Source organism: Methylobacterium sp., from assembly GCF_019750675.1.
GTDB lineage: Bacteria > Pseudomonadota > Alphaproteobacteria > Rhizobiales > Beijerinckiaceae > Methylobacterium.
In genome coordinates, this window is the sequence record NZ_JAIEOF010000234.1 from 1 (window position 1) to 2,714 (window position 2,714).

Here is a 2,714-nt window from a genome sequence, read left to right on the forward strand (position 1 = left end):
GTGGAGATCAACATCGCCCGCCAGCTCACCTACTTCTCGGCCCGCGAGAAGGACGAGGGCAAGCGCTGCGACCTCGAGGCCGGCATGGCCAAGCTGCTCGGCGCCCGCGTCGCCTGGGCTGCGGCCGACAACGCCCTGCAGATCCACGGCGGCAACGGCTTCGCGCTGGAATACGCGGTCAGCCGCGTGCTCTGCGACGCCCGCATCCTCTCGATCTTCGAGGGTGCGGCCGAGATCCAGGCTCAGGTCATCGCCCGCCGCCTGCTCGAGACCGCCTGATTCGAGAAGGGGCGGGGGTTCGCCCCGCCCCGAATCATCGAAGACCGACACGCGAAGGGCCGGGGCGATCGATCGCCCCGGCCCTTTTCGCATCCGGCACCGCGCAGGGCGCGGCCTGTCGCCGGCTGCGGCCTACTTCGTAATCTTCACGGAGACGGGGTCGCTCGACGGGAAGGTCTCCTCCAGGGCCTCGTCCAGGCGCTGGTCGAGTTCGCCCTTCTGGTTCTCGGGGCGTGCTTTGTCGGAGCCCTTGGGTGCCGGCGCACCGGTGGTGGAGATGGTGTCGGTCGGAGCGGTCTTCTCGGAATCGGCCATCGGCGGCTCTCCTTCGGGTTTCCAGGCAAGCGCCTCGTTCGGCACAGGGTCCGGGTCAACGCGGGCGGCACGCCCCTGTTTCCATGCCGCCTACCCCAGCGCTCCGAGGGCCGGACCCGTGGTGGCCGCAGCCCGGCGCCGGGCGACGTAGGCGGAGGTCTCGGGCAGGTAGGGGAAGAAGCCCTCGAGGACCACGCGCGGGATGTCGAGGGGCCGGTAGGTCTGCGGATCCACGAACATCAGCGACTGCTCGCCCCGGCCGAGGAGCCCGTGCGTGTCGCTGTGGATCTCGTGCTCCAGGGTGACGAACTTGCGGTTGTGCGCCGCCACGCGGATCCGGACCGTGACCGGATCGAACTCCCGGGCCTCGCGGCGGAAGTCGTGGGTGAACGAACGGGTGAGGATGTAATAATCCGTCTTGGCCAGGTCGAAATGCGGCACGCAGATGTTGAAGAAAAGCTCGCGCGCCTTGCCGACCCAGCGGAAGTAGTTGGCGAAGTAGATGTTTCCGACCGAGTTGGTGTCGTCGTAGGTCGGCGTCATGCGCAGGACGAACCAGGCCCCGTCGAAGCCGTGCGAGACGTTCCCCTCGTCGCGCCGCATCGGGATGACGGCCGCCACCGCCGTGCTCACGGGCGCCACCGCCGCGCCGACGGACGCCGACGGGGTCACCGCCTCGGGGAGGGCGGCGCCGCGCGCGCCCAGGCGCTCGCGCACCATCGGCAGGGCACCGAGTAGGCCGATCAGCGACGCCAGCGCCATCAGGGCGGGGATCGCCAGCACATACCCCGTGAGGAAGATGATCGCGGCGGCGAGCCCGATCATGAGGTTCAGCAGGGCGTCGTGCCGGAGGGTCGAGCCGAAGGCCGTGCAGACGAGGCAGGCGGCCGCCCCGACGAGAAGCGTCGCGAAGGGGATCATGAGATAGATCGGGGGCAGGGCGTTCGACACGGCCGCTACCGCGACGCCGCCGGCGGCGAGCATGATCCAGAGCGGGGAGGCGACGAGCCCCTCCGGCACGAAGGCCATGAGGGGCGCGGTGCTGCGGGTCGTGATCTGGGTCAGCAGCCAGCGGGTCGCCGCGTAGGAACTGTCGATCGTCGACACCACCGCGATCGTCGCCCAGAGAGTGAAGCCGATGGCCGCGAGGTCGAGACCGGCGGCGCGGATGCCCGCGGCCACCGCGCCCTGCGCCGCCGGCAGGCCGTCCGACAGGATGACCGCGTGGCCCGTCCCCACCGCCGCGGCCAGCGCGGCGTTCAGGGTCAGGAGACCGAGGAAGATCAGCGCGCCGGCGCCGTAGGCGAGGCCCGGCGAGGCGCCGGCCCGGCGGATCTCGACCACACGCTGCCATTGCTGCACGTCCATCCAGGGTCCGAGCAGGAAGCCCACGAGGGTGGGGACGACGAGGCCCAGGAAGCGCGCGTCGAAGGCCGCGAAGGGCAGGGGCGGCACGGACGGTGCGGCCCGCAGGCTCCAGAGGGCGAGGAGTCCCGCCCCCACTCCGACCGGCAGGAGGGCGAGGTGGACGCGACGGAGTTGCCCCAGGGTCGCCGCATGCCCGAGCGCGCAGGCGACGATGACGAGGAGCGCGGCGACGAGGCCCCCATGCGCACCGAACAGGGGAACCCAGAGGCAGGAGACGAAGCTGAAGACCGTCAGGGATACGGCGAAGATCTGACAGAGCAGGAACAGCAGCGCATAGTGTCCACCGAAGCTCGCGATCGTCTCGGCGGGATTCCGGCGGGGCGAATTCAACACCCATCCGAACAGGAACAGGCCCGTTGCATTGGGAACCGCGAAGGCGATGAATCCCAGCCATCCATAAGTCAGCGTAACGTGGATCGCGTAGAAGAAGCCGAGCCCCCAGAGCCAGGACAACGCGACGGTCGGGGCCCAGGCCAGGGACCGCATCGAAGGTGTTCTCATCGTGATCGCCCCGGGTTTTGGACCAACGGCATGTCCCGACGTCGTCGCCACGCTCAGATCGAACGAAGACTTGAGTTTATCGATCCGAGACAAGACTAAGACCTATACAGACATCTCGGCGAGCGCCGCGCTGCCGAGTCTTGTTTGGCGAGCCTCATCGCATCGCAGCGAAATAGCCAGGAAAACTTCCG

General features: G+C 69.0%; 3 protein-coding genes. 1 reads left to right on the forward strand and 2 read right to left on the reverse strand.

What is annotated here, in order from left to right; translation table 11 throughout:
• Window positions 1–279 (forward strand): acyl-CoA dehydrogenase family protein (locus K2X24_RS12175; RefSeq protein WP_292498342.1); only part of this gene is annotated, 279 nt, incomplete at its 5' end.
• 132 nt (window positions 280–411) lie between these two features.
• Here the strand turns inward: K2X24_RS12175 and K2X24_RS12180 are convergent.
• On the reverse strand, window positions 412–594 hold the full coding sequence (locus tag K2X24_RS12180; protein ID WP_292498344.1) for a hypothetical protein: 183 nt from the start codon (window positions 592–594) through the stop codon (window positions 412–414).
• A gap of 90 nt (window positions 595–684) precedes the next feature.
• Complete coding sequence (locus K2X24_RS12185) at window positions 685–2,508, reverse strand: thioesterase family protein (protein WP_292498346.1); 1,824 nt, start codon at window positions 2,506–2,508, stop codon at window positions 685–687.
• Window positions 2,509–2,714: the final 206 nt, after the last annotated feature.

Bases quoted from the DNA above. Each gene is read 5' to 3' on its own strand.
- K2X24_RS12180 (WP_292498344.1), bottom strand. From the start codon at position 594: ATGGCCGATTCCGAGAAGACCGCTCCGACCGACACCATCTCCACCACC.
- K2X24_RS12185 (WP_292498346.1), bottom strand. From the start codon at position 2,508: ATGCGGTCCCTGGCCTGGGCCCCGACCGTCGCGTTGTCCTGGCTCTGG.